The following is a 2,765-nucleotide window of genomic DNA, read 5'->3' as shown; positions in this document are numbered from 1 at the left end:
GGGCCATACTAGTACTGGATGCATCTGCAGGATATCGCGGCCGCTTAATTAACTGGCCTCATGGGCCTTCACTTCACTGCCCGCTTTCCAGTCGGGAAACCTGTCGTGCCAGCTGCATTAACATGGTCATAGCTGTTTCCTTGCGTATTGGGCGCTCTCCGCTTCCTCGCTCACTGACTCGCTGCGCTCGGTCGTTCGGGTAAAGCCTGGGGTGCCTAATGAGCAAAAGGCCAGCAAAAGGCCAGGAACCGTAAAAAGGCCGCGTTGCTGGCGTTTTTCCATAGGCTCCGCCCCCCTGACGAGCATCACAAAAATCGACGCTCAAGTCAGAGGTGGCGAAACCCGACAGGACTATAAAGATACCAGGCGTTTCCCCCTGGAAGCTCCCTCGTGCGCTCTCCTGTTCCGACCCTGCCGCTTACCGGATACCTGTCCGCCTTTCTCCCTTCGGGAAGCGTGGCGCTTTCTCATAGCTCACGCTGTAGGTATCTCAGTTCGGTGTAGGTCGTTCGCTCCAAGCTGGGCTGTGTGCACGAACCCCCCGTTCAGCCCGACCGCTGCGCCTTATCCGGTAACTATCGTCTTGAGTCCAACCCGGTAAGACACGACTTATCGCCACTGGCAGCAGCCACTGGTAACAGGATTAGCAGAGCGAGGTATGTAGGCGGTGCTACAGAGTTCTTGAAGTGGTGGCCTAACTACGGCTACACTAGAAGAACAGTATTTGGTATCTGCGCTCTGCTGAAGCCAGTTACCTTCGGAAAAAGAGTTGGTAGCTCTTGATCCGGCAAACAAACCACCGCTGGTAGCGGTGGTTTTTTTGTTTGCAAGCAGCAGATTACGCGCAGAAAAAAAGGATCTCAAGAAGATCCTTTGATCTTTTCTACGGGGTCTGACGCTCAGTGGAACGAAAACTCACGTTAAGGGATTTTGGTCATGAGATTATCAAAAAGGATCTTCACCTAGATCCTTTTAAATTAAAAATGAAGTTTTAAATCAATCTAAAGTATATATGAGTAAACTTGGTCTGACAGTTATTATTTACCCACCACTTTGGTAATTTCGCCTTTCACGTAATGCACAAATTCTTCCAGCTGATCCGCACGGCTGGCCAGACGATCTTCTTCCTGGCCCAGATACGCCTGACGCGCTTCCAGAATCACCGGCTGATACTGCGCCGGCAGACGTTCCATGGCCCAATCCGCCGCCACATCTTTCGGCGCAATTTTGCCGGTCACCGCGCTATACCAAATACGGCTCAGGGTCAGCACCACGTTGCGTTCATCACCCGCCCAATCCGGCGGGCTGTTCCACAGGGTCAGGGTTTCGTTCAGCGCTTCAAACAGGTCCTGTTCCGGCACCGGATCAAACAGTTCTTCCGCTGCCGGACCAACCAGCGCCACGCTATGTTCACGCGCTTTGGTCAGCAGAATGGCCAGATCGATATCAATGGTCGCCGGTTCAAAAATGCCGGCCAGAATATCGTTACGCTGCCATTCGCCAAACTGCAGCTCACGTTTCGCCGGATAACGCCACGGAATAATGTCATCATGCACCACGATGGTCACTTCCACCGCACGCAGAATTTCGCTTTCACCCGGGCTCGCGCTGGTTTCCAGCAGATCGTTAATCAGCGCACGACGGGTGGTTTCATCCAGACGCACGGTCACGGTCACCAGCAGATCAATATCGCTATGCGGTTTCAGGCCGCCATCCACCGCGCTGCCATACAGATGCACGGCCAGCAGGGTCGGTTCCAGATGACGTTCAATCACGCCCACCACTTCAGACAGCTGGGTGCTCACTTCCGCAATCACCGCTTCACGCATAATGTTCAGTTTGGTTTTCGGACGGCTGCCCTGCTGGGTCACATCGTTGCTGCTCCACAGCATCAGGCAACGGCCCACCGCATAACGCGCCTGCTGTTTGCTCGCACGCGGCATGCTCTGCACGCCAAAAAAGCAATCATAGCACGCCATAAACACCGCCACCGCACCATTACCGCCGCTACGTTCGGTCAGGGTACGGCTCCAATTACGGCTACGCATACTCTTCCTTTTTCAATATTATTGAAGCATTTATCAGGGTTATTGTCTCATGAGCGGATACATATTTGAATGTATTTAGAAAAATAAACAAATAGGGGTTCCGCGCACATTTCCCCGAAAAGTGCCACCTAAATTGTAAGCGTTAATATTTTGTTAAAATTCGCGTTAAATTTTTGTTAAATCAGCTCATTTTTTAACCAATAGGCCGAAATCGGCAAAATCCCTTATAAATCAAAAGAATAGACCGAGATAGGGTTGAGTGGCCGCTACAGGGCGCTCCCATTCGCCATTCAGGCTGCGCAACTGTTGGGAAGGGCGTTTCGGTGCGGGCCTCTTCGCTATTACGCCAGCTGGCGAAAGGGGGATGTGCTGCAAGGCGATTAAGTTGGGTAACGCCAGGGTTTTCCCAGTCACGACGTTGTAAAACGACGGCCAGTGAGCGCGACGTAATACGACTCACTATAGGGCGAATTGAGTGAAGGCCGTCAAGGCCTAGGCGCGCCGGATCCCCCGGGCCATACTAGTACTGGATGCATCTGCAGGATATCGCGGCCGCACGCCCATATAAACGATCGGATAAATAGCTGAATTTCCATGCCTTACGCGGTTGTCAGGACACAAGCACCATAAAGAAACAAGGGTTGGTCCGGAAGCCTTTAGCCAAGTTTAGCCACCCTGAAAGTATCTCTGGGAGGTGTGGAGGGAAAAACTGCTGTG

2 protein-coding genes and 2 pseudogenes are annotated in these 2,765 nt (G+C 52.5%); 2 read left to right on the top strand and 2 right to left on the bottom strand.

Going from position 1 to position 2,765, the window contains the following annotated elements:
* The coding region (locus tag EAE93_RS23595) for a hypothetical protein (RefSeq protein ID WP_214040701.1) at positions 1–203 on the top strand (203 nt) is incomplete at its 5' end.
* Positions 204–528: 325 nt separating this feature from the next.
* A pseudogene (locus EAE93_RS25770) lies at positions 529–654 on the top strand (replication initiation protein); the annotation flags it as partial.
* A gap of 383 nt (positions 655–1,037) precedes the next feature.
* On the opposite strand, the gene aadA1 reads toward EAE93_RS25770, so the two are convergent.
* Entirely contained in the window at positions 1,038–1,829 is a 792-nt protein-coding gene (aadA1, locus tag EAE93_RS23590; protein WP_001206316.1) for an ANT(3'')-Ia family aminoglycoside nucleotidyltransferase AadA1, read from the bottom strand.
* 498 nt (positions 1,830–2,327) lie between these two features.
* Positions 2,328–2,499: pseudogene (locus tag EAE93_RS23585) on the bottom strand (hypothetical protein); the annotation flags it as partial.
* Positions 2,500–2,765 lie beyond the last annotated feature (266 nt).

Origin of the sequence: Photorhabdus akhurstii (assembly GCF_018448925.1) — a bacterium.
GTDB lineage: Bacteria > Pseudomonadota > Gammaproteobacteria > Enterobacterales > Enterobacteriaceae > Photorhabdus > Photorhabdus akhurstii.
The sequence above is the reverse complement of the archived record's forward strand: the minus strand, read 5'-3'. Positions and strand labels throughout refer to the sequence as shown.

Coding starts and splice junctions, on each gene's coding strand:
- aadA1 (WP_001206316.1), bottom strand. CDS start 1,829: ATGCGTGAAGCGGTGATTGCGGAAGTGAGCACCCAGCTGTCTGAAGTG.